Below are 23,220 nucleotides of genomic sequence, written 5' to 3'. Positions count from 1 at the left end.
GTCAGTCCAATTCTGCCAGGAGGGGGAAGATTCATGTCCATCACCGGGGGTTCCGGCGCCATCACCGGGGAGTCCGGCACCGGCGGGTCCGGCACCGAGGCATCCGGCACCGCGGCACCCCGCGATGCCGCATCCGACGGAGAGGCGGCCGACCCCACGGGATCCCGCATACCGCGGGCCCTGCTGCCCCGGCGGCTGGTCCAGCTCTACGTGGGGCTGGTGCTGTACGGCGTGAGCATGGGCCTGATGCTGCGCGCCGAGCTCGGCCTGGAGCCATGGAGCGTGCTGAACCAGGGCATTTCCCGGCATACGGGACTGACGATCGGCACCGTCACCATCGTCTCCGGCGCGCTGATCCTGCTGCTGTGGATTCCGCTGCGCCAGCGTCCGGGCCTGGGGACGGTGTCGAACGTGGTGATCCTCGGGCTGGTGATGGACGCGACGCTGGAGCTGGTCCCCGAGCTGCACGCGCTCGGCGCCCGTATCCCCCTGCTGGCCTTCGCCGTCCTCCTCAACGGCGCCGCGACCGGCCTGTACATCTCCGCCCGCTTCGGCCCCGGCCCCCGCGACGGCCTGATGACCGGGCTGCATCTGCGGACCGGCCGCCCGGTGCGGCTGGTGCGGACCTGCATCGAGGTGACCGTCCTGGCGGCGGGCTTTGCGCTCGGTGGCTCCATCGGGGTCGGCACGGTGGTCTACGCCCTGGCCATCGGACCGCTGGCGCAGTTCTTCCTCCGGCGCTTCGCGATCAAGGGACTGCCGGAGCGGCCGTCCCCGGTGGTGGCCCGCGGAGGGGCTTCATCCCGGCGCGCAATACTGCAGAAGTGACCTCAGCGATACGCATCCGCCACGCCTATCTCGACCACCCCGCCCCGCTCCCCTTCGCCCACCGGGGCGGGGCGGCGGACGGCCTGGAGAACACCGCCGCCGCGTTCCGGCGCGCGGTGGATCTCGGCTACCGCTATCTGGAGACCGACGTCCACGCCACCTCGGACGGCGCGCTCGTCGCCTTCCACGACGCGACCCTCGACCGCGTCACCGACACCCGCGGCGAGATCGGGGCGCTTCCCTGGCGGGCGGTGAACCGGGCCCGGGTCGGCGGCCGGGAGCCGCTGCCGCTGTTCGAGGAGCTGCTGGAGGAGTTCCCCGGAGCCCGCTGGAACGTCGACCTCAAGGCGGAGGCCGCCCTCGCGCCGCTGCTGGATCTGCTGCGCCGCACCAACGCCTGGGACCGGGTGTGCGTGGGCTCCTTCTCCGAGGCCCGGGTCGCCCGCGCGCAGCGGCTGGCCGGCCCGCGGCTGGCGACATCGCTCGGCACCCGCGGCGTGGCCGGGCTGCGGCTGCGCTCGTACGGGCGCGGCGTGGTGCCGCTGGACCGGCTGCTGGGCGCGGCGGTGCGGCGCAACGCGGTGTGTGTGCAGGTCCCCGCGCGGCAGTCCGGAATCCCCGTCGTCGACCCGCTGTTCCTGCGTGCCGCGCATGCGCTGGGCATGCAGGTCCATGTCTGGACGGTCAATGACGCGAAACGGATGGCGGCGCTGTTGGATCTTGGCGTGGATGGCATCATGACCGACCACATAGAGACGTTGCGGAAGGTACTGACCGAGCGGGGCTCCTGGGTCTGACCGCCCACCGTCGGTCCTCCGCGGCGACGGGGACGATATGTCGGGGGTGGGCGCGGTGGGCGCACAGGCCGTGATCGGGGACGTCGACGAGGGGACGGCTGCCAGACGCCGGGAACAACGCGGCTGGTACTGGTACGACTGGGCGAACAGCGTCTACTCGACGAGCGTCCTGACGGTGTTCCTCGGGCCGTATCTGACGTCGGTGGCCAGGGCCGCCGCGGACCCGGACGGCTTCGTCCACCCCCTGGGCATTCCGGTGCGGGCGGGTTCCTTCTTCGCGTACTCGGTTTCCGCGTCCCTGCTGCTGGCGGTGCTGGCGATGCCGGTCGCCGGGGCGCTGGTCGACCGGACCGGACGCAAGAAGCCGCTGCTGGGCGGCTGCGCGTATACGGGGGCGGCGGCGACGGCGGGGATGTTCTTCCTGGCCGGCGACCGCTATCTGCTCGGCGGGGCGCTGCTGATCATCGCGAACGTCTGCTTCGTCGTGTCGATGATGCTCTACAACTCCTTCCTGCCGCAGATAGCCGAGCCGGACGAACGGGACGCGGTGTCCTCCCGGGGCTGGGCGTTCGGCTACGCGGCGGGCGCGCTGGTCCTGATCGTCGATCTGGCGCTGTACGCCGGTCACGACTCCTTCGGCGTCTCCGAGGGCACCGCCGTACGGATCTGTCTGGCCTCGGCGGGGCTGTGGTGGGGCGCGTTCTCGCTGATCCCGCTGCGCCGGCTGCGCGACCGGCGGGCGGCGCGCAGTGCCGTGGCCGGCGGATCCGGTGGCGCGGCGCTCGGCCAGGGCTGGCGGCAGCTGCGCGAGACCCTGCGCGAAATGCGCCGCCATCCCCTGACGCTGGCCTTTCTTCTGGCGTATCTCGTCTACAACGACGGGGTGCAGACGGTGATCAGCCAGGCGTCCGTCTACGGCTCCGAGGAGCTGGGGCTGGACCAGACGACGCTGATTCTCGCCGTGCTGCTGGTGCAGATCCTGGCAGCGGCGGGCGCGATGGTGATGGGTCGGATGGCGCGGCGGTACGGCGCCCAGCGCACCATCCTGGGATCGCTGGCGGCCTGGGCCCTGACGCTGGCGGCGGGATTCTTCCTGCCGGCGAAGGCACCTGGCTGGTTCTTTGCGCTGGCGGCGGCGATCGGTCTGGTCCTGGGCGGCAGCCAGGCGCTCTCCCGGTCTCTTTTCTCGCATCTCATTCCGCGCGGCAAGGAGGCGGAATACTTCTCCGCGTACGAGATGAGCGACCGGGGCGTGAGCTGGCTGGGTCCGCTGGTGTTCGGGGTGACCTACCAGCTGACCGGGAGCTACCGGGATGCGATCGTGTCCCTGGTGGCCTTCTTCGCGGTCGGATTTGTCCTGCTGGCGAGGGTGCCGGTGCGGCGGGCGATCGCGGCGGCGGGCAACTTCGTCCCGGACCGGATTTAGGTTCGGAGGGCGCGGGCCGGTAGTGTACGCCTTTGGCTCACCAGGCGGACCGTTACTGCGCGCTCAAATCGGGAAAGCGTTGGGTGACATCTGCTGCCAGATGTGACAAACCGGGCGCTGGTGGGTACAACAAGGGGCGGCACGACGGGCGACGCAGATTACGGGAATCTTCACCGCCGACCGGACGTTGACCGGATGACGACGACAGCGACACCTGTCCTGTGGGCGACAAGCCCGGGAGGCACGATTCATGAGTGAGCGAGCTCTCCGCGGCACGCGACTCGTGGTGACCAGCTACGAGACCGACCGCGGCATCGACCTGGCCCCGCGCCAGGCGGTGGAGTACGCATGCCAGAACGGCCATCGATTTGAGATGCCGTTCTCGGTTGAGGCCGAGATTCCGCCGGAGTGGGAGTGCAAGGTATGCGGTGCACCCTCTCTTCTGGTGGACGGTGACGGCCCCGAGGAGAAGAAGGGTAAGCCCGCGCGTACGCATTGGGACATGCTCATGGAGCGGCGCACCCGCGAGGAGCTGGAGGAGGTGCTGGCCGAGCGGCTGGCCGTCCTGCGCTCCGGAACCATGAACATTGCCGTGCATCCGCGCGACAGCAACCGCAAGTCCGCCTGACAACCGGACTGCGCCTGAGAAGTACGCAGCACAAGGGCCGGGGCCACTGCATCGCGCAGTGGCCCCGGCCCTTGCTCGTTCCCCGGCTCTCAGCCGGTCAGCGGCGGGTCCTGGCGGGGCGGGGCCGGGGGTCCGTCGTCGCGGATGACCTCGCCCTGGACGACCTTGCCGTCCGGCCGGTGGATGCGGGCCTGCTGGAAGGCATCGCCGAACGACCCCGGGGCGTAGGCGGTCCGCCGCCGGGACAGCAGCTTCTCCGCGCGGCGCGCGATCAGCCTGCCGGTCGGCGGGAAGAGGCACAGCAGCGCCGCGGCATCGGACACCAGCCCCGGCACCATCAGCAGCAGCCCGCCGAGCATCGGCAGCGTATTGCCGTTGCCCGATGCCCCGCTGCCCGAGGACGCGGGTTTCCCGGGCGCGGTGGGGTCGGCGGCCTGGAGGGTCTCGGTGAGATTGCGCCAGGCCCGGCGGCCCGCCCGCTTGATCACCAGCGAGCCGGCCACGATGCCCGCGAGCAGCAGCAGGAAGACCGTCAGCCCGCTCGTGGCGTCCGCGACGACGATCAGCAGCCAGACCTCGAGCACCACCCAGACGGCGATGCCCAGCGGAAGGAACCGGCGGGCACGCGAGCGCCGGGGCGGACGGGGGCTGGGCGGTGGCACGGCTGCGAACGTCATGCCTCAAGTGTGCCTGGCCCAAGGGGCGCACCGGCTCCGAGGGGCGGCCGGGAGCACCGCCGGGACCTGCGGCGGGTCAGCGGCGGCGGATCTTGTTCACCTTGGTGTCGACGCCCCAGGCGGTGATCCGCCAGAGCGCCTCGACCATGATGTCGCGGCTCATCTTGCTGTCCCCGTGCTCCCGGTCGACGAAGGTGATCGGGACCTCGACGACATGGAAGCCGGCTCGCACCGCGCGACGGGCGAGGTCGACCTGGAAGCAGTAGCCCGCCGAGGCCACCTCCTCCAGCCCCAGCCCGTTGAGCGTCTCCACCCGGAAGGCCCGGAAGCCGCCGGTCACATCGCGGATCGGCACGTCCAGGAGGGCGCGGGAGTAGGCGCTGGCGCCGCGGGAGAGGAACTCTCGGCTCTTGGGCCAGTTCACCACCCGCCCGCCGGGCACCCAGCGCGAACCGAGGACGAGATCGGCGCCCTTGAGGGCGGTGAGCAGCCGCGGCAGCTCCTCGGGCCGGTGGGAGCCGTCGGCGTCCATCTCGACCAGTACGCCGTAGCCGTTCTCCGTGCCCCACCGGAAGCCCGCGAGGTAGGCGGCGCCGAGTCCTTCCTTGCCCTTGCGGTGCAGGACGTGGACCTGGTCGTCCTCGGCGGCGAGCTCGTCGGCGAGCTTGCCCGTGCCGTCGGGCGAGTTGTCGTCCGCGACCAGGACGTGCGCCTCGGGGACGGCGGACCGCACCCGCGAGACGATCGGCTTGATGTTCTCCGCCTCGTTGTACGTCGGAATGATCACCAACGTGGTGCCGAGCGGACCGTACCGCCGCTGACCGCCGTCTGTCACTGCTGCCCCTTCTCGGTCTTCGAACGCCCGCGCCGGCCGACGACAACCGCGGCGGCGCAGGACAGAAGACCCACGATAGCGAGCGCCCACTCGGGTGCCGCACCGACGCGGTCGGCGAGCGTCGTTTCGTCGCGCAGCGGGATCCGCGCCGAGACCACGCCCTGGGTGAACTCGGGAATCTGGTGGGTGACCGTGCCGTCCGGGGCCACGACCGCGCTGATCCCGCTGGTGGCGGCGGTGACGATGGCCCGGCCGTGTTCGACGGCGCGGAGCTTGGACATGGCCAGCTGCTGCTCGGGCTGTCCGGTGCGGCCGTAGGTGGCGTTGTTGGTCTGGATGACCAGGGCGCGGGCGCCGGCGTCGACGGTATCGTGGACGATCTCGTCGTAGGCGACCTCGAAGCAGATGACATCGCCGAGCCTGGCGGGGCCGACGTTCAGCACGCCGGTGTGGTCGCCGGGGTAGAAGTCGCGGGGCACCCGCTGGAAGCGCGTGATGATCTTGCTCAGCTGCTCCCGGAAGGGCACGTACTCGCCGAACGGCACCGGGTGCTGCTTGGTGTACGAGGCTCCCGGCCCCTTCTTCGGGTCCCAGACGATGCCCTCGTTGAAGACATAGCCCTTCTTGGTCGGGTGATCGACCAGGGCGCCGACGAGCACCGGCACGCCGATGGCCTTCACGGCCTCGTCGATCCGGTCGTAGGCCTGCGGGTACTGGAAGGGGTCGAGGTCGGAGGAGTTCTCCGGCCAGATGACCAGGTCCGGCTTCTTGGCCTTGCCCGCCTTGATGTCGGCGGCGAGCTTCTCGGTGGCCGTGGCGTGGTTGTCGAGGATCTTCATGGGGCGGCCCAGGAAGTCCATGCCCGGCTGCTGGACGTTGCCCTGGACGACGGCGATGTCGACGCTGTCGTCGGCCTTCGTCGGGACGGGTACGGCCGCGCCCGCGACCGTGACGGCGGCGGCGAGCCCGAAGGCCTCGAGTGCCGGCACCGCCTTGCGCAGCGAGCCGGAGTCGCGCAGGCCCCACAGGGTGGCGGCGCACGCGGCCAGGAGCGTGCCGGCCAGCGCGACGGCGAAGGTCACCAGCGGGGCGCCGCCGAGCGCGGCGAGCGGGGTGAACGGGGAGCCGGTGTTGGCGAACGCCAGCCGTCCCCACGGGAAGCCGCCGAACGGCAGCCGGTCGCGGGCCCATTCCTCGGCGACCCACAGGCAGGCGGCCCACAGCGGCCAGGCCCGCAGCCGCGAGGTGCCGGCCAGCGCCGCGCCCAGCACCATCAGGAACAGCGCCTCGGCGACGGACAGTCCGATCACCGCGTCCCAGCCGACCACATGCAGCCACTTGAGCAGGATCACGAAGAACGGCAGCCCGAAGACAAAGCCCGTCCAGGCGCCCTGCCGCACGGTCCGGCCGCGCGTCAGCAGCGAGAACGCGGCCACGCCCACCAGGGACAGCGGCCACAGGTCGTACGGCGGGAAGGCGAGGCCGAGCGCGATGCCGCAGACGGCCGCGAGGGCGGTGCGCAGCGCCTCACGGCGGGCCAGGGCGGCGAGCCGGCGGGCCCGGCCGGGGCGGCGCGGGGCGTCGGTCGCTTCCGTCCCGGCGGGCGGCACCGGGCCGTCGGGCGAGGAGCCGCTCGCGGCTTCTTCGGTGGTGTCGGAGACCGATGGCACGGTCGCGGCCTTCCTGCAGGTCGTGTGCGGGTCCCTCCCCGCTCTGCAAGAGCTCGAGGGAGAGTGAGCTGACCGTACATCGGGAAGCCGCCGTCGCGGGTGGCAGGTGCGCAAGATGACGCGGGCGCGGGGGAAACGGGAGGTGCGGATAGGGGCCCGGTGCCCTTCGGGCCGACCTGGGACCCGCTGGCTGCGGGTCGACCGAAAGCCGTTGTCTACTGAGCGTCCGGGCCCCACCCGGGTCGCACCTTCCCCCAAGCCCTTGACGAGCAGGGAGGGACTCCCATCCAGCTGAGACTTTCCGCCGCACCGTGCCGCGGACGCTGGACCTGGCTCCCAGTGGCGGTGCGCCGGTGTGGCGCCCCGTCCCATGGCCCAGCTGCGTTCGACAACGGTGCGGAGGTCTCCCGTTCGGACGTCCTGTGGTGGACTCGGCCGAACCTACCGGCCGCCGACCGCCCGCTGTCAACAGGTCCCCCGCCTGCGTCGTTTTCGCGTCGTCCCAGGTCACCGCCGAGCTTCCCCAGGTGGGGCAAGCAGCTGCACGCGCGCCCTTCGGCGACACCCGGGCACCCGATGTCACTCGATCGGCCGCTCGAAGACGGTACGACCGCCGACGACCGTGGTCAGGCACACCGGCAGGTCGCTGCCGGGGGTCAGATCGGGCAGGCCGGGGGTGCCCGAGCGGGGGTCGGTGGACCAGCGCTCCACCCGTTCGTCGGGGGCCTGGACGAGCAGCTCGCCGGTGCGCCAGACCGCGTAGTCGGCGGGCGCACCGGGCACCAGGACGCCCGCGTCGTCCCGGCCGATGGCGCGCCAGCCGCCGCGGGTATGGGCGGTGAACGCGGCGCGGGCGGAGATGCCGTGGGCGCGGGTGCGGTGGAAGACGGCGGCGCGCAGGGTGCCCCAGGGGTCGAGCGGGGTGACCGGGCTGTCGGAGCCGAGAGCGAGCGGGACACCGGCCTTGAGCAGGGCGGCGTAGGGGTTGAGGGTGCGGGCGCGGTCGGCGCCGAGGCGGGTCGCGTACATGCCGTGCTCGCCGCCCCAGGCCGCGTCGAAGGCGGGCTGGACGGAGGCGGTCAGTGCGAGGTCGGCGAAGCCGGCGACGGTGCGGTCGGTGAGCATTTCGGCGTGCTCGACGCGGTGCCGGGCGGCGCGGATCCGGTCCAGTCCGACGCGGTCGGCGGCGGCCCGTACGCCGTCGACGACGGTGGTCAGCGCCGCATCGCCGATGGCGTGGAATCCCGCCTGGAGTCCGGCTTCGGTGCAGGTGGCGACGTGGGCGGCGACGGCCTCGGCGTCGAGCTGGGCGGTGCCGGAGTGCCCGGCGTCCGCGTACGGGGCGTGCAGATGGGCGGTGTGCGAGCCGAGCGAGCCGTCGGCGAACAGGTCCCCGGCCGCGCCGATGGCCCCGAGTTCACGGATCCGCCCCGCCTCCTTTGCGGATGCGACCAGCTCGGCCCAGTAGCCGACCACCCGCGGGCCGTTGCCCTCCGCCGCCAGCGCGAGCAGCGCGGTGAAGTCGTCCTCGCCGGAGATCTCCGGGCCCGCGCACTCATGGACGCTGCCGATGCCGAGGGAGGCCGCGCGGGTGAGCGCCGCCGCTTGGGCGTCGGCGCGCTGGGCGGGGGTGACGGCGGCGTAGGCGGCCCGTCGTGCGGCGTGGTGGGCGTCGCCGGTCAGCGGGGCGTCCGCGCGGAAGCCGGCCCGTTCGCGGATGCCGGGGACCAGGTCCAGCAGCGCCGTCGTGACGACCGCGGAGTGCACGTCGACGCGGGTGACATAGAGGGGACGGCCGCCGGTCGCCGCGTCCAGTTCCGCACGGGACGGCGGACGTCCCTCGGGCCAGGCGCTGGCGTCCCAGCCGTGGCCGAGGAGGATCTTGTCCGCCGGGCGCGCGGCCGCGTGGTCGCGGATCCGGGTCAGCGCGTCGGGGAGCGTAGCGGCGCCGGACAGGTCGAGTCCGGTGAGCGCGAGGCCGGTCGCCGTGGTGTGCACATGTGCGTCCGTGAACGCCGGGGTGACCAGCGCACCGTCGAGCCGTACGACCTCATCGACGCCGTCGGCGAACGAATCGGCCGCGCCCTCCTCCCCCACCCAGGCGATGCGGTCGCCCTCCACGACCATGGCGGTGGCGAAGGGGTCGGCGGGACTGTGCACCTCACCGCCGCGCAGCAGGACGGTTCGGGGCCGGGCCGGGGTGGGGAGAGGCTGCCGGGCGGGGGTGGGACGGGGCTGCTCTGGGGTGCGCGCGCTCATACCGGACAGTTTGGCCCCTTCGCGTGGGTGCGCCGCGCGCGGGGTGGGGATGCCGCCGGTTCAGATTCGGGGCGGCCGGGCCTCGTACGGAGTGGAGAGCACGACCGTCGTACGGGTCGAGACGCCCGCCAGGGACCGGATGCGGGTGAGCAGATGCTCCAGCTCCAGCGGGGTGGCGACCCGGACCTTGAGGATGTAGTTCTCGTCGCCCGCGACGCTGTGGCAGGCCTCCAGCTCGGGGACCTCCGCGAGCCGGTCGGCGATGTCGTCCGGGGCGCTGGGGTCGAAGGGTTTGACCGAGATGAAGGCCGTGAGCGGCAGGCCCACGGCTTCGGGGTCCACGATGGCGGCATAGCCCCGGATGACACCGCGCTGCTCGAGACGGCGCACCCGCTGGTGCACCGCCGAGGTGGACAGGCCGGTGGCCTTGCCCAGGTCGGTGTAGCTCATCCGCCCGTCCTTGACGAGCAGATCCACGATTTGTCGGTCCAACTCCTCCACCCGTTCAACCTACTGTGCTCGGCCGCGGATGCGCAGCGCACGCCGGATCGTGGACACCCCCATACCGGTCCGTGTGAGGAATGCCACACCCATGGCCCCGTGTATGTCAGGCGCCGGTGATTATGCGCGCGGCATGAAGGGAATTGCTGGTGGTGGCCGGGACCGCCCGTCACAGGAAGTCAGCGGTCCGAGTGGGCCCACCCGAGGGGGATGGACATCATGCGACGCCTCAAGCAGGAATCCGCCGCGCCGAACGTCGGCGCTCAGGAGGGCGACAGTCTCGGTTTCTCCGGCGACGACGGTACGTACGAAGCCTTCGAGACCTTTGACATCTACCGCGTGACCTGCCCGGATTGCGGGCAGCCGATTGCACTGCTGGCCGACGAGGACACGCTGCCGGAGCACGCGCTGTGCCCCTCGCCGTGGAATCCCTTCGGCCTGACGGTGTGCCAGGGGTCCGGCCGTCCGGTGGCCGAGGCGCCGGAGACCGACGACACGATGGACGCTCAGGAGCAGGACGCGGCCGTGCTGCTGACGCTCCCGGAGAGCCTGGACTGGCGGCGCCAGCCGTTCTCGCACATCGTCGGGCAGGTCACGTGGCCGGCCCGGGTACCGCAGATGCGCCGCGGGGCCTGAGCCGGCTCACGGACAGCGGCCGCTCACCAGTAGCGGCCGGCGATCATCGCTTCCAGGGTGTCCCGGTGCAGGATCAGCGCATCGGCGTCGGCCGGCACCGGCACCTCTCCGAAATGCACCTGCCGATACGCCACCCGCAGCATCACGATGGCCTGCCGCAGGGCGGCATAGAGGGTGTGGAATTCCATATCGCGGGGTGAGTGTCCGGTGAGCCGGGCGTAGCGCCCCTCGATACGGTCGCGGCGCAGGAATTCGGGCAGTCCCGCCTCCCCACTGCTCTCCGTGAGGTCCTGGAAGAAGCGGTGGAGATACACCATCCAGCCAAGGTCGAGTTCGCGCGGCCCGAGGGCCGCCATTTCCCAGTCCAGGACGGCCGCCGGCGCGAAGGCATCGTCGTAGACGATATTGCCGATCCTGGCGTCTCCCCAGGTCAGAACGGTCTCACCGGGGTCCGAGGGCCAGTGCTCGGCGAGCCAGTCGAAGCCGCGCTCGATCACCGGGGAATGCGGGCGCCCCTCAACCACCCAGGCGTAATAGGCGCGTTGGTTCTCGACATGGCGGTGGAGTGCCGTTGCCGGGTCCTCCCCGGCCCCCAGGAATGCGGCCTCCGCCGGCGGCACCTGGCCGTGCAGCCGGGCGAGCACCGCAACGCTCGCGGCCTCGAGGCGTTCCCGTTCGTCGTCCGAGGCGTCGAAAAGCCAATTCCCGGCGTAGGTATAGGGCATGACGTCCGGTGGTACGCGGCCCGCGGCCCGCTCCATGACGAAGAAGGGCGCGCCGAGGTGCCTGGGGTCCTCCTCCAGCCAGAGGGCGCGCGGCACGGGGAGGTCGGTGCGGTCGGCGACCAGGCGCATGGTCCGGTACTGCTGGGCCATGTCGTAGCGCGGGAAGATCGTGTACGCGGCGGGGTCGCCGGCGAGGCGCAGCGCGCAGGACCGGAACGGCGCATCGGGGTGGTCGATGTCGAACAGGAGGGTCTCGCTGGACATGCCGTTGGAGTCGGGGACGGTGGCTCCGGTGACGCGGGCGCCGGGAAGCCGGGTGCCGAGCCAGGCGGTGAGGCGCCGGGTGACGGCTTCGGGGTCGCGGGTGGTGGTGCGGGGGCGGGGGGACGTGGTCACTGTCCGGGCTCCTTCGCTACCGAGTCATAGCCGGTGAAGCCGCTCGGGTCGTGGCGTCCGAAGCTGCCGTGCTCGAAGATGCCGTAGCCGGTCCGGCCGTCGAGGGTGAAACGGGCGGCGTGGTCGGTGACGCCGTACGCGGCGAGGGGGTGCGCGGCGGGGTCGGAGAGGTCGTAGCTGCGGCGGTCGGTCCAGCCGCGGCCGCGCCAGGTCCCGTGCTGCCAGTCGTCGGCGGGCGGGTAGCCGGCGCCGATGGCCAGGGGGGAGGAGGTGAGGATCTCCGCGGTGAGTTCGAGGGGTTTGCGGGACGGGTCGGTGAGGTGGAGGACCGCGCGTTCGGGGTGGCGGGTGCCGGGGCGGTAGCGGATGTCGCCGGCCGGCCAGCCGAGTTGGACGTCCGGTACGCCGTTGCGGACCAACAGGGCCTCGTTCAGGGTGCGATGGCCGTCGGCGTCCTCCTGGACGATGACCATGACGAAGCGGTCGTCGAAGCGGACCGGGCACCAGATCCAGTGGAAACCCTCGGGTCGCATTTCCTCACCGGCCCGCCCGGCGTCCTCCCCGGGGATCGGGCGCACGCCCCAGCTGCGGTCGCGGGTGCCGGTCCACTCCCCCTCCGTCACCGTCAGCTCCTCCCCCGCGACCCGGATGCTGCCGGTGCAGGTGCCGGCCTGGACGAAGCGCCGCCCTTCGAGGGTCAGCCGGTCGCCGCGGTACTGGGTGTGGTGCGGCTCCCAGGTGGCGGGGAAGGCCGCGGTCCAGGTCAGGTCGTACGCCAGGCCGTCCGGGTCATCGGGGTCGGCGGCGCAGGTCAGCCGCAGGCGGGCGAGGGGCTCCTCGACGGTGATGGTGAGCGGTCCGACGCTGAGCGTGAGCCGGTCGTCGGTGAGCGCGTCGGAGGCCCGTACGGCATACAGCCGGTCGCCGAGGCGGAGCGTGGCATAGGCGTCGATGACCCCGGTGTTGGGGTAGACCCCGAGGCCGGCGATGAGCAGGGCGCGGCCGGAGTGGTCCATGACGTGGAAGATGCACCGGTCGTAGGCGTTGCGGTCGCCGGTGACGACATGCCGCATGGACAGCGGGGCCTGGTGGATCGGGTATTCGTCGAGCGCGATCGGGCGGTCGGGCACGGGGTCCTCCTGGGCGCACGGTCGGCCGGAAGCCGTCCGGGACGGCGGGAGTTGACGGTACGTCAGGTAATGAACAGCGACCAGACCCCCGGGCAATTCGGTTGGGCCTCCCGGACGGCGTCGATAGCTTGACGGTCATGGAATGGTCCGGCTGGAATCACGCCGAGTTCGAAAAGGTGGTGCGGCAGCTCTCCCGTACCGATCCCGACGCGGAGCAGATCGACATCTACGCGGAGGGCCTGCTCGCGCTGCCCGACGAGCTGTGGGGGTTCGAGCGGCTGCGGGAGCTCAGCATCCACTGCGAGTACCTGGACGAGATACCGGCGGGCATCGGCCGGCTGACCCGGCTGGATCCCTGGAGACGGTCTGCGCCCCGATCGCCGCCCTGCCTCCGGAGATCGGGCTGCTGAGTGAGCTCCGGGAACTGGAGCTATGGAGCGGTGAGTTGACCCGCTTTCCACCGGAAATCGGCGCGCTGCGACGGCTGCGCACGCTGTCCCTCCCCAGCGCCCGGGTGAAGGAACTCCCGCCGGAAATTGGCTTGTTGGAGAATCTGGAAGTGCTGTTCCTGCCGGCCGCGGATCTGACGGCCGTCCCGACGGAGATCGGCCGGCTGCAGGCACTGGTCAAGCTGACGCTGAGCAGCGACGACGAGGCCGAGGACGATGTCACCATCCCGAAGGAAATGTGGCAGCTGAGCCGCCTCGAGGAGCTGCGACTGGACGAATTCTGGGCCGACGTGCTGCCCGAGGGCATCAGCGGCCTCCGCTCGTTGCGGAAGCTCGATCTGTCGGGCCTGTACACCATGGCCAACGACTACCTGACGGAACTCCCCGCCGACCTGTGGGATCTCACGGGCCTCGAAGAGCTGCGGCTGCCCGCGTGCACCCTCACCGAGCTGCCGCCCGCCATCGGACGGATGACGAAGCTGCGTCGTCTCGAACTGAACGGCTGCGATGTACGCGAACTCCCGCCCGAGATGGCCCGGCTCCTCGATCTGGAAACCCTCGATCTGAGCCGGTCCCGGGTGGAATCGGTCGGCGAAGAGATCCGCGGCCTGCCGCGCCTTCGCAGCCTCACCATGAGCCGTCCGCGGGAGTTCCGGTCTGGGCAGGACGGCTGATGGCCCTTGCCGCCCGGGGATCCCGCCTCATCACCGTCGACGGAACCCGGTACCGCTGGACGGTCTCCCCCGACGCTTCCGGCCTCGCCGTGGTCGTGGGCCGGGCGGACGGCGACGGCGCACGCATGGTGACCTGGCTGGACCACAGCACGGTCATCGCCCCGGGCGAAGTGGCCCGCCTGATCCGTGCGGCCCGGGAGAACGGTTGGCGGCCGCGGGAGCGCGGCCCGGAGATCGTCTTCCGTGGCGGCGCGGAGGGGCACCGGGCACGGTGAAGCGCCCGGCCCGCCCCCTGCGGCCGCTCAGCGCGTTTCCGGTCCTGCCAGATGCCGTGCGATGACCATCCGCTGAATCTGGTTCGTGCCCTCGACGATCTGCAGCACCTTGGCCTCGCGCATATAGCGCTCGGCCGGGAAGTCGAGGGTGTAGCCATAGCCGCCGAGGAGCTGTACGGCGTCGGTGGTCACCCGCATCGCGGTGTCCGTGCAGAAGAGCTTGGCCATCGCCGCCTCCTTGGAGAACGGCTGCCCGGCGTCCCGCAGCCGGGCGGCGGCCAGGTACAGCGCCCGGCCCGCCTCCACCTGGGTGGCCATATCGGCCAGCATGAAGCGCAGGCCCTGGAAGTCGCCGATGGGGCGGCCGAACTGGCGGCGTTCGGCGACATAGCCGAGCGCCTCGTCCAGCGCCGCCTGGGCGACGCCGATGGCGCAGGCCGCGATGCCGAGACGGCCGGAGTCGAGGGCCGAGAGGGCGATCGCGAAGCCCTGGCCCTCCTCGCCGAGGCGGCGGGAGTCGGGGATGCGGACGTCGTCGAAGTGCAGCTGGGCGGTCGGCGAGCCCTTCATGCCCATCTTGCGCTCGGGCGGCGCGGAGCTGAGGCCTTCGGCGTCGCCGGGGACGAGGAAGGCGGTGATGCCGTGGGCGCCGCTGCCGCCGGTGCGGGCGAGGACGGTATAGAAATCGGCCACCCCGCCGTGGGTGATCCAGGCCTTGGTGCCGTTGATGATCCAGCCTCCCCCGTCATTGCGGGTGGCGCGGGTGGTCAGCGAGGCGGCGTCGGAGCCGGAGGCCGGTTCGGAGAGGCAGTACGCGCCGAGCAGTCCGCCGCCGAGCATGGCCGGCAGATGTTCGGCGCGCTGCTCCTTGGTGCCGTATCCGGCGAGCGCATGGCAGGCGAGGGTGTGCACGCTGACGCCGAGGCCGACGGTGAGCCGGGCGGCCGCGAGTTCTTCGAGGATCTGGAGGTAGACCTCATAGGGCTGGTCGCCGCCGCCGAACTCCTCGGCGTACGGCAGCGACAGCAGCCCGGAAGCGGAGAGCAGGGCGAAGGTCTCGCGCGGGAAGCGGCCGGCGGCCTCCTCCTCGGCGGCGACCGGCCTGATCTCGCGCTCGATGAGTTCGCGTACGAGCGTGAGCAGGTCGCGGGCTTCTTCGGTGGGCAGCCTGCGGTCCACCGGCCGGGGGCCGTACTCGGTCATGGCGGCGCTCTCCTCCCTGTCGGGCGCTGCGGCGACGTGCGCGCGGGGTGAGGCGGCGCCGCCGGATTTCGTCATGCCCAGCCGATGATCGCCGTCCGGGTCTCGGTAGGCGATGACCTGCAGCTGTGGCGCTAGGAGTATGCCCGATCGGCGGCCTCACGTCACGGGTTGATCATCCCAGGATGCGGCCGGTCCGGCAGGTGGTCGGCAGGCCGTCCCACCCGCCGTCCCACCGGCCGTCCCCGGCCGTCACTTGGATACGCAATTGGTCCGAACCATTGACCCCACTGGTCTAGTCCTTCTACCTTCTCCCTCAACGTTCTACGCGTTCATGCCAATTCACGATGAGCGCCCCTTCGCGTTCATGCCCTTCGGAACGCAGGTCAGGCTCCACCTCGCCCCCCTCCGAGGAGACGACATGCTCAGACCGCACCGGAAGCGATCGCCGCGCAGGCTGATCGCCGCCGCCACCGCGCTGTGTACGGCGGCGCTGGCCGGCACCCTGCTCGCGGGGTCGGCCGCGGCCGGCCCGGCCACCCCCACCGCCCCCGTGGCCAAGGCGAAGCCCGCGGTCGCCGCGGGCAACAAGGTCGTCGGATACTTCACCAACTGGGGTGTCTACGACCGCAATTACCACGTCAAGAACATCGAGACGTCGGGGTCGGCGGCCAAGCTGACCCATATCAACTACGCCTTCGGCAACGTCCAGGGCGGCAAGTGCGCGATCGGCGACTCCTACGCCGACTACGACAAGGCGTACACCGCGGACCAGAGCGTGGACGGCAAGGCGGACACCTGGGACGACGGTGCACTGCGCGGCAACTTCAACCAGCTGCGCAAGCTCAAGAAGCTGCACCCGAACCTCAAGGTGATCTGGTCGTTCGGCGGCTGGACCTGGTCGGGCGGCTTCGGCGAGGCCGCCAAGAATCCGGCCGCCTTCGCGCAGTCCTGCTACGACCTGGTCGAGGACAAGCGCTGGGCGGATGTCTTCGACGGGATCGACATCGACTGGGAGTACCCCAACGCCTGCGGTCTGACCTGCGACACCAGCGGCAAGGACGCCTTCACCAAGGTCATGAAGGCGCTGCGGGAGAAGTTCGGGCAGAGCAATCTGGTGACCGCGGCGATCACCGCGGACGCCTCGAACGGCGGCAAGATCGACGCCGCCGACTACGCGGGCGCGGCGCAGTACGTCGACTGGTACAACCCGATGACGTACGACTACTTCGGCGCGTGGGACGCCAAGGGCCCGACGGCACCCCACTCCCCGCTCTCGTCGTACAACGGCATCCCCAAGGCCGGGTTCAACACCACCGACACCACCAAGAAGCTGATCGGCCTGGGCGTTCCGGCGAACAAGCTGCTGCTGGGCATCGGCTTCTACGGCCGCGGCTGGTCCGGCGTCACCCAGGACGCCCCGGGCGGCACGGCCACGGGAGCGGCCCCGGGCAAGTACGAGGCGGGCATCGACGACTACAAGGTCCTCAAGGACCGCTGCCCGGCCACCGGCAAGGTGGGCGGCACGGCCTATGCCAAGTGCGGTGACCAGTGGTGGAGTTACGACACCCCGGAGACCATCGGCACGAAGATGGCCTTCAAGGACGCACAGGGCCTGGGCGGCACGTTCTTCTGGGAGCTGAGCGGTGACACGGCCAATGGCGAACTGATCAAGGCGATCAAGTAGCCGGGGCCCGCCCCCGCGAAGCCGGCCCCGGGACGCCGTCCACCGGAGAGGTGGGAGGCATCCCGGGGCCGGCGCTTGTCGGCCGCCGTGGTGCGGCCGGCGCGTGACCGGCACCATCCAGCCCCGCCGCGATCATCGTCGGGCCGGCCGAGCAGCTCGGCCGAAGGCTGCCGAAGGGGCCGCGCAGACGCGAGGCCCGCGCCCCCTCGCCGTCGGCCGTCGCACCGCGGGTCAGGCGGGCGGCCGGGGCGGCGCCGGGCAGGTGGGCTCGTACTCCTCGATCAGCCGGAGGGTGTCGCCCAGGCTTCGCACCAGGAGGGCGGCCACCGTCGCGCGGGGTATCTCCTGCGCCGCGATCCAGTCGAGGGTGACGCCCTCGACGCTGGAGAGCCAGCCGGTCAGGGCCGTGCGGGCGAGCGGCGGAAGGTCGTCCCGGCCCCAGGCGCCGCGGGCGATGGTGCCGAGCAGCCGGGCGCGTACGGTGTCGCGGATCGCCAGCACCTCCGCGTCGAAGCCGACGCCTCCGGTGACGATGGCCCGATAGGCGGCCTGGTGATGCTGGGCGTAGCGCAGATAGCCGTCGATGGTGCGCCGGACGCGCTCGACGGGCGGGAAATCATGAGCGCTGCCCGCCCGCTCGACCAGCTGGGCCACCGCGTCCTCGATGATCGCGAGGTAATAGCCGCGTTTGTTGGTGAAGTAGTAGTAGATCAGGCCCTTGGCCACTCCGGCCTCGCGCGCGATGTCGTCCATGGACAGCGCGTCGTACGAGGTGTCGGCGAACAACTTGCTTCCGGTGGCGATGAGTTCGGCGCGACGCGCCTGGGAACGCACGGTGCCCCGGGCACCGGGGGATCCACCCTGTCCGCGCTGTTGACTATTATTCAAAACCCGCCCTAGTCTCCCACTGAGTCTCCAACTGCCAAAAGTTTTCGCAGTATGACAGAACGTCAGGAGCGCCTACGCGCTCTCCATGGCGGTCTCGGTGACTGTTCCGGCGGTCTCTCAGCGATCTTCTGCCGGGCTCCTCCGGCGGCGTACCGAGCACTTCCCTCGCGCATTCGACCACTGCCCCGGGGAGGACGCAGTGAGCTCTACGATCCGTACATCGCCCGAGGGGCGAACCTCCTGGAAGAAGACCGCCGTGGTGGCGGTGCCCGCCCTGCTCGCCGTGGGCGCGCTGGCGACGGTCATGGCCCAGGGCGCGCTGGCCGCCTCCTTCGCCGTATCGGGCACCAACTTCCAAGTGGCCTCGGGGAAACTGACCAGCAGCGGCCTGTCCTCGTACGTGCACACCGACCGCGACGCTGACGGCGCGGGGCACCCCGTCGCGCTGCTCGGCATCGGCAAGGCCACGCTCGCCGACATCTGCCAGTCGGCGCAGGTCAAGACGCCGGTGGGCACGGTGGTGTTCAAGCTGACGGCGGGCGGCAAGGCCGGTGCGGTCACCGCCGACAGCCTGGTGATCGACGGCGAGGACCTGGTGGGCGACGCCCGCTTCGGTACGGCGCAGATCGGCCGCGACGCCGCCACGCTGGACGCGGTGCCGGGGGTCAAGGGCCCGAAGGGCAAGTTCGGGCTGCAGGCCGGGGACATCGAGGTCGCCGGGGTCAAATCGCACGCCTGGTCCGCCACCGGCGGCAACTTCCGTCTCAAGGGGCTGCGGGTGAGCGTGAGCCTGGACGGCGACAAGTGTTTCTGAGTGCGCACCGCGCCCGGTGGGGCGCCCGGCTCGAACGGGCGCTGCCCTGGCCCGAGCGGCGGGCGGCGCTGCGGCGGTGGCGCCGGACCCGGCCGTTCTGGGCCGGGCTGCTGCTTCTGCTCGGCGGGGCCGAACTGCTGCTGGTGCCGCTGTCGCCGCTGACCGTGCTGGTGAGCCTGGGGCTCGGCGGGCTGGCCGCGCTCGGCATCGGGCTGGCGCTGATGGTGGCGGGCGTCTTCCTCTGGTGCGCACCGGCGGCGCACCACTATGTGAGCATCAATGCGCTGATCCTTTCCGTGCTCTCCTTCGCCGCGACCAATCTCGGCGGGTTCCTGGTGGGCATGGGGCTGGGCATCGCCGGCAGCGCGATGGGGTTCGGGTGGACGCCGGTGCGGGAACCGGCACCGGACCATGCGGGGGACCCGGCGGAGGAGCCCGTGCGGAAGGCGCGTGCAGGCAGCGGGCCCGAGGAGCATGCGGCCGCCCCCGCCCCCTCCCCCGCCCGCCGCGGCACCGGCAGCAAGACCCTCGCCGTCGGCCTGCCCCTCGCGCTGTTCGCGGCCGTCGGGGGCCCGGCGCAGAAGGCCGACGCCACCGCGGTCCCGGCGCCGCCGACCCCGCCGACCGTGCGGACGACCCTGTTCGCGCCGCGCGGCTTCACCCTCGCCGGCGTCACCGAAGTGCCCACGGCCGACGGCCCCCTGAAGGCGATGGTCCTGAAGATGAAGGCCGCCTCGCTCACCGACTACCACCTCACCACCCGCGACCCCTCAGGCCCCCAACTCGGCCTGAACGCCGACTCGTTGAACCTCAGCGGCGAGGTGACCCTCTATCTCACCAAGTTCAGCGGCTGCCTGGAGGGCGTCCTCTGCCTCACCTTCACGCCCGACGCCCTCCCGGTCCCGCCGGTCGTGCCGCCCTTCGTCTTCATGACCGATGTGGAGGCCGAGCAGGCGCTGGTCACCTCGGACCTGATCGTCGCGGACGGGCTGCGGCTCCAGGCCGGCGACCGGATCGGCGCCCGCGTGTGACGCGGGGTTTACGACGCCGCCCGGTACGAGCACCATCGGCGTGCGGGGGCCGGATCCGTGACGAAGAGGTGACAGGTGGTCAACCCTTGGCTGGCGCTGGAGTCGGGCGCCGACCCGGCGGCGCACACCCGTACGGTGCGGCGTGCCCATGAGGCGTTCCTGGCCGGCGGGACCGTGGCACCGCCCGTGCGGCGCGTGGTCGCGGACTCCTGGCGCCGCTCGGCCCGAGCACGGGCCGCCTCGGACGGCGCCGCGCCCATCGAGCTGGACGAGCCCGCGCTGCGCGCCTACCGGGACCGCCACCCGCTCGCCCGTGCGATGCCCGTCTTCCGCGAGTTGCTGGGCACCATCGCGCAGGACGGCGCGCATCTGATGGCGGTCTGCGATCCGCAGGGACGGATGCTGTGGGTCGAGGGGCACGCCGGGGTACGGCGTCAGGCGGAGCGGATGAACTTCGTCGCCGGGGCCCGCTGGGACGAACGGCATGCGGGCACCAACGCGCCGGGCACCGCGCTCGCCGCCGATCACGCCGTACAGATCTTCGCGGCGGAGCACTACAACCGGCGGGTGCAGCCCTGGACCTGCGCCGCGGCACCGCTGCACGACCCCCGGACCGGCCGGCTGCTCGGCGCCGTGGACATCACCGGCGGTGACCATCTGGCGAGCCCGCACAGCCTGGCCCTGGTGCAGGCCACCGCCCGCGCCGCCGAGTCCCATCTCATGGGCGCGGTACCGGAGTTGGGGGTGTATCTGGCCTCGCTGGGCCGGGACGAGGCGCTCTTGACCGTGGACGGGACGCGGCTGCGGCTGGGGCGCCGGCACAGCGAGATCATGGTGCTGCTCGCCACGCACCCCGCGGGCCTGACGGGCGAGCAGCTCTCCGTACTCCTCTACGGCGAGCGCGAGATGCGCCCGGTCACGCTGCGGGCCGAACTGTCCCGGCTGCGGCAGCTGGTCGGCCCGCTGCTCGCCTCGCGGCCGTACCGTCTGACCCGCCCGGTGGAGAGCGATCTCGCTGCCACCGAGGCGGAGTTGGCCACCTGCGACGTCACAGCCGCACTCGACGGCTACCGCGGGCCGCTGCTCCCGCTGTCGGAGGCGCCCGGTGTACGGCGGCTGCGCGCCTCCCTGGAGGACCGGCTGCGCCGCGCCCTGCTCGGTGCCCGCGAGCCCGACCAGCTGCGCCGGTGGACGGAGACGCCGTGGGGCGAACACGACCTGGAGATCTGGGAGGCCCTGGTGGACGCCCTGCCGGCACGCTCCCCGGCGCGCAGCGCCCCGCTCGCCACGGCCGGCCGGCTGCGGGCGGCGTACGGGCTGCCGGGCGCCTCCCCCGCCTCGTAGGGCGCCTCCTGCCCGGCCTCTCCGGCAGGCTCCGCCGTACCCGCCGGGGCCCGCCCGCCGCGCAACGTTCCCGCAACCTCCGCCGCCCTAGCCTGCGCGCATCGCCCGTCGCCCGGGAGCGGCGGGCACCGCGTCGAGAGCGATTGGGAGGCCGCCCCATGGCCCGTTACGCCAGCCCGGGTTCCGCCGATGCCGTCATGAGCTACCGGAGCCGCTACGACCACTGGATCGGCGGCGAGTTCGTGGCGCCCGCGCTGGGCCGGTACTTCGAGAACCCGACCCCGGTCAACGGACAGCCGTTCACCGAAGTCGCCCGCGGCACCGCGGAGGACGTGGAACGCGCCCTGGACGCCGCACACGCGGCCGCGCCCGGCTGGGCCCGCACCCCCGCCGCCGAACGCGCCGCCGTCCTCAACAAGATCGCCGACCGGATGGAGGCGAATCTGGAGGCGCTGGCGGTCGCCGAGAGCTGGGAGAACGGCAAGCCCGTACGGGAGTCCCTGGCGGCCGATATCCCGCTCGCCATCGATCACTTCCGCTACTTCGCGGGCGCCGTACGCGCCCAGGAAGGCACCCTCTCGGAGATCGACGAGGACACCGTCGCCTATCACTTCCACGAGCCGCTCGGCGTCGTCGCCCAGATCATCCCTTGGAACTTCCCGATCCTGATGGCGACATGGAAGCTCGCACCCGCGCTGGCCGCCGGCAACGCGGTGGTCCTGAAGCCCGCCGAACAGACCCCCGCCTCGGTGCACTTCTTCATGTCCCTCATCGCGGATCTGCTGCCTCCGGGCGTGGTCAACATCGTCAACGGCTTCGGCGTGGAGGCGGGCAAGCCACTGGCCTCCAGCCCGCGGGTGGCCAAGGTCGCGTTCACCGGCGAGACCACCACCGGCCGCCTGATCATGCAGTACGCCTCCGAGCATCTGCGGCCGGTGACCCTCGAACTCGGCGGCAAGAGCCCCAACATCTTCTTCGATGATGTCTCCACCCTGGTGGACGACTTCCAGGACAAGGCCCTGGAGGGCTTCACCATGTTCGCCCTCAACCAGGGCGAGGTGTGCACCTGCCCGTCCCGGGCGCTGATCCAGCGCGGGCACTACCACGACTTCCTTGCCGCGGGCGTGGCCCGTACCGAGAAGATCGTCCAGGGCCATCCGCTGGACACCGACACCATGATCGGCGCCCAGGCCTCCAACGACCAGCTGGAGAAAATCCTCTCCTACCTGGACATCGGCCAGAAGGAAGGCGCCCGCGTCCTGACCGGCGGCTCCCGCGCCGAACTGGGCGGGGAGCTGGAAGGCGGCTACTACGTCCGCCCGACCATCTTCGAAGGCAACAACGACATGCGGGTCTTCCAGGAGGAGATCTTCGGCCCGGTGCTCGCGGTCGCCCCCTTCTCCGACTTCGACGACGCCATCGGCATCGCCAACGACACGCTGTACGGCCTGGGCGCGGGCGTCTGGACCCGGGACGGCTCCACCGCCTACCGCGCCGGCCGCGCCATCCAGGCCGGCCGGGTATGGACCAACTGCTACCACGCCTACCCCGCACATGCGGCCTTCGGCGGCTACAAGCAGTCCGGCATCGGCCGGGAGAACCACAAGATGATGCTGGACCACTACCAGCAGACGAAGAACCTTCTCGTCTCCTACTCGGCGAAGAAGCTCGGGTTCTTCTAGTACCGGAAGAAAGGGCGCCTGACCAGGGCAGATACCTGGCAGGCGCTCTTTTGTGGGCACACCTAAGACGCGAGGTGAAATTCGGTCTTGCAGCCGATGTCCCCCAACTGCATCCCAGGCCTGCCCAAGTGCGGCCCGGACACGCCCGGGCCGCACTCGCAGGAACGCACCCTCCGTGGCGTGGCCCCGTGTCCTGGGGCAGCAGGCTGTCAGCAGCTGCAATGCCCCTGGTGGTCGACAGGCGCGACAGTGGCTTGGTCCGTGCAGCCCGCCTCGGTCTCAGGACGGTTTTCGGTACCAGTCCCCCTAGCTTCGTGTCCCGCCCCATCGGCGACCGTCACGATCTCGCCGCCGTGAGGATGAGGTCCGCCTCGTCGTGCGTTGTCACCGCCGGGAGATTGCCGTCCTCATTCGCCGTCGCCTGATCGCTCATTCCGATCCCCTCGGGCTGCATGCACCGAGTATCGACTTGACTACCCTATGCGGTCGCGCTCTGGACATGAACTTCCGTACCGGCGCCGGGCCTTGTGGCCGGAGCGAAAAGCCAAAGGCCGCACAATCTGCGATTGCTCTCGATTCGACGCGCACGTTGGGTGTGCAACCTCGTGGCTGCGGACGCACGAAGTCGAGCTGCCCGCTGCTGTGCGAAGAGAAACGGCCGGACGAGC

At 71.5% G+C, this 23,220-nt stretch carries 22 protein-coding genes; 13 read left to right on the top strand and 9 right to left on the bottom strand.

Going from position 1 to position 23,220, the window contains the following annotated elements; all coding sequences use genetic code 11:
• Window positions 1–33: 33 nt before the first annotated feature.
• The 4 genes from yczE (at window position 34) to AC5677_RS34690 (ending at window position 3,679) form a co-directional block, all read left to right on the top strand.
• On the top strand, window positions 34–828 hold the full coding sequence (gene yczE, locus AC5677_RS34705) for a membrane protein YczE (RefSeq protein WP_497191852.1): 795 nt from the start codon (window positions 34–36) through the stop codon (window positions 826–828).
• On the top strand, window positions 825–1,625 hold the full coding sequence (locus tag AC5677_RS34700) for a glycerophosphodiester phosphodiesterase family protein (RefSeq protein WP_497191851.1): 801 nt from the start codon (window positions 825–827) through the stop codon (window positions 1,623–1,625). Before yczE ends, AC5677_RS34700 begins: the two co-directional genes overlap by 4 nt.
• Window positions 1,626–1,662: 37 nt before the next feature.
• Entirely contained in the window at window positions 1,663–3,051 is a 1,389-nt protein-coding gene (locus AC5677_RS34695; RefSeq protein WP_497191850.1) for an MFS transporter, read from the top strand.
• 250 nt (window positions 3,052–3,301) lie between these two features.
• Window positions 3,302–3,679, top strand: a complete 378-nt coding sequence (locus tag AC5677_RS34690; RefSeq protein WP_026170122.1) for an RNA polymerase-binding protein RbpA — start codon at window positions 3,302–3,304, stop codon at window positions 3,677–3,679.
• An 89-nt stretch (window positions 3,680–3,768) separates the two neighbouring features.
• Here the strand turns inward: AC5677_RS34690 and fxsA are convergent, their stop codons facing one another.
• The 5 genes from fxsA to AC5677_RS34665 form a co-directional block, all read right to left on the bottom strand.
• Window positions 3,769–4,356 (bottom strand): FxsA family membrane protein, encoded by a 588-nt coding sequence (gene fxsA, locus AC5677_RS34685; protein WP_497191849.1) that lies wholly within the window; start codon window positions 4,354–4,356, stop codon window positions 3,769–3,771.
• Window positions 4,357–4,432: 76 nt separating this feature from the next.
• Complete coding sequence (locus tag AC5677_RS34680) at window positions 4,433–5,191, bottom strand: polyprenol monophosphomannose synthase (protein WP_497191848.1); 759 nt, start codon at window positions 5,189–5,191, stop codon at window positions 4,433–4,435.
• Window positions 5,188–6,861 (bottom strand): apolipoprotein N-acyltransferase, encoded by a 1,674-nt coding sequence (gene lnt, locus AC5677_RS34675; protein ID WP_497191847.1) that lies wholly within the window; start codon window positions 6,859–6,861, stop codon window positions 5,188–5,190. The genes AC5677_RS34680 and lnt overlap by 4 nt, the downstream gene beginning before the upstream one ends.
• 579 nt (window positions 6,862–7,440) lie before the next feature.
• Entirely contained in the window at window positions 7,441–9,120 is a 1,680-nt protein-coding gene (locus AC5677_RS34670; protein WP_497191846.1) for an amidohydrolase, read from the bottom strand.
• A 60-nt stretch (window positions 9,121–9,180) separates the two neighbouring features.
• Window positions 9,181–9,621 carry an Lrp/AsnC family transcriptional regulator gene (locus tag AC5677_RS34665; RefSeq protein WP_026248099.1) on the bottom strand — a complete coding sequence of 147 codons (441 nt, stop codon included), beginning with the start codon at window positions 9,619–9,621 and terminating at the stop codon, window positions 9,181–9,183.
• Window positions 9,622–9,831: 210 nt separating this feature from the next.
• Here AC5677_RS34665 and AC5677_RS34660 point away from each other — a divergent pair, with 210 nt between their 5' ends.
• Window positions 9,832–10,257 carry a hypothetical protein gene (locus AC5677_RS34660; RefSeq protein ID WP_497191845.1) on the top strand — a complete coding sequence of 142 codons (426 nt, stop codon included), beginning with the start codon at window positions 9,832–9,834 and terminating at the stop codon, window positions 10,255–10,257.
• Window positions 10,258–10,280: 23 nt separating this feature from the next.
• Here AC5677_RS34660 and AC5677_RS34655 read toward each other — a convergent pair whose 3' ends face one another.
• Window positions 10,281–11,378, bottom strand: a complete 1,098-nt coding sequence (locus AC5677_RS34655; protein WP_497191844.1) for a phosphotransferase family protein — start codon at window positions 11,376–11,378, stop codon at window positions 10,281–10,283.
• On the bottom strand, window positions 11,375–12,508 hold the full coding sequence (locus AC5677_RS34650) for an Rv3169 family protein (protein ID WP_497191843.1): 1,134 nt from the start codon (window positions 12,506–12,508) through the stop codon (window positions 11,375–11,377). Before AC5677_RS34650 ends, AC5677_RS34655 begins: the two co-directional genes overlap by 4 nt.
• 137 nt (window positions 12,509–12,645) lie before the next feature.
• Between AC5677_RS34650 and AC5677_RS34645 the strand changes: the two genes are divergently transcribed.
• Genes AC5677_RS34645 through AC5677_RS34635 form a run of 3 tightly spaced genes read left to right on the top strand, consistent with a single transcriptional unit; the run spans window position 12,646 to window position 13,906 of the window.
• Window positions 12,646–12,918 carry a hypothetical protein gene (locus AC5677_RS34645; protein ID WP_497191842.1) on the top strand — a complete coding sequence of 91 codons (273 nt, stop codon included), beginning with the start codon at window positions 12,646–12,648 and terminating at the stop codon, window positions 12,916–12,918.
• A gap of 35 nt (window positions 12,919–12,953) precedes the next feature.
• The gene (locus tag AC5677_RS34640) at window positions 12,954–13,631 is read left to right on the top strand and encodes a leucine-rich repeat domain-containing protein (RefSeq protein ID WP_497191841.1); all 678 of its coding nucleotides are present in this window, start codon (window positions 12,954–12,956) and stop codon (window positions 13,629–13,631) included.
• Entirely contained in the window at window positions 13,631–13,906 is a 276-nt protein-coding gene (locus AC5677_RS34635) for a hypothetical protein (protein ID WP_497191840.1), read from the top strand. The genes AC5677_RS34640 and AC5677_RS34635 overlap by 1 nt, the downstream gene beginning before the upstream one ends.
• A gap of 27 nt (window positions 13,907–13,933) precedes the next feature.
• Here AC5677_RS34635 and AC5677_RS34630 read toward each other — a convergent pair whose 3' ends face one another.
• Window positions 13,934–15,109, bottom strand: coding sequence for an acyl-CoA dehydrogenase family protein (locus AC5677_RS34630; protein WP_497191839.1), 1,176 nt, complete (start codon window positions 15,107–15,109; stop codon window positions 13,934–13,936).
• A gap of 418 nt (window positions 15,110–15,527) precedes the next feature.
• On the opposite strand from AC5677_RS34630, the gene AC5677_RS34625 reads away from it, so the two are divergent.
• Complete coding sequence (locus AC5677_RS34625) at window positions 15,528–16,793, top strand: glycoside hydrolase family 18 protein (protein ID WP_497191838.1); 1,266 nt, start codon at window positions 15,528–15,530, stop codon at window positions 16,791–16,793.
• Window positions 16,794–17,024: 231 nt separating this feature from the next.
• Here AC5677_RS34625 and AC5677_RS34620 read toward each other — a convergent pair whose 3' ends face one another.
• Window positions 17,025–17,681 carry a TetR/AcrR family transcriptional regulator gene (locus AC5677_RS34620; protein WP_497191837.1) on the bottom strand — a complete coding sequence of 219 codons (657 nt, stop codon included), beginning with the start codon at window positions 17,679–17,681 and terminating at the stop codon, window positions 17,025–17,027.
• A 304-nt stretch (window positions 17,682–17,985) separates the two neighbouring features.
• On the opposite strand from AC5677_RS34620, the gene AC5677_RS34615 reads away from it, so the two are divergent.
• The 4 genes from AC5677_RS34615 (at window position 17,986) to exaC (ending at window position 22,552) form a co-directional block, all read left to right on the top strand.
• Window positions 17,986–18,495: a DUF6230 family protein gene (locus tag AC5677_RS34615; RefSeq protein ID WP_497196865.1), complete on the top strand. Its 510-nt coding sequence runs from the start codon at window positions 17,986–17,988 to the stop codon at window positions 18,493–18,495.
• Window positions 18,486–19,526: a DUF6114 domain-containing protein gene (locus AC5677_RS34610; RefSeq protein ID WP_497191836.1), complete on the top strand. Its 1,041-nt coding sequence runs from the start codon at window positions 18,486–18,488 to the stop codon at window positions 19,524–19,526. Before AC5677_RS34615 ends, AC5677_RS34610 begins: the two co-directional genes overlap by 10 nt.
• 75 nt (window positions 19,527–19,601) lie before the next feature.
• The gene (locus AC5677_RS34605) at window positions 19,602–20,870 is read left to right on the top strand and encodes a GAF domain-containing protein (RefSeq protein ID WP_497191835.1); all 1,269 of its coding nucleotides are present in this window, start codon (window positions 19,602–19,604) and stop codon (window positions 20,868–20,870) included.
• A 158-nt stretch (window positions 20,871–21,028) separates the two neighbouring features.
• Window positions 21,029–22,552 carry an acetaldehyde dehydrogenase ExaC gene (exaC, locus tag AC5677_RS34600; protein WP_497191834.1) on the top strand — a complete coding sequence of 508 codons (1,524 nt, stop codon included), beginning with the start codon at window positions 21,029–21,031 and terminating at the stop codon, window positions 22,550–22,552.
• Window positions 22,553–23,220 lie beyond the last annotated feature (668 nt).

Source organism: Streptomyces sp. JLSY215 (genome assembly GCF_059682825.1).
The sequence above is the reverse complement of the archived record's forward strand: the minus strand, read 5'-3'. Positions and strand labels throughout refer to the sequence as shown.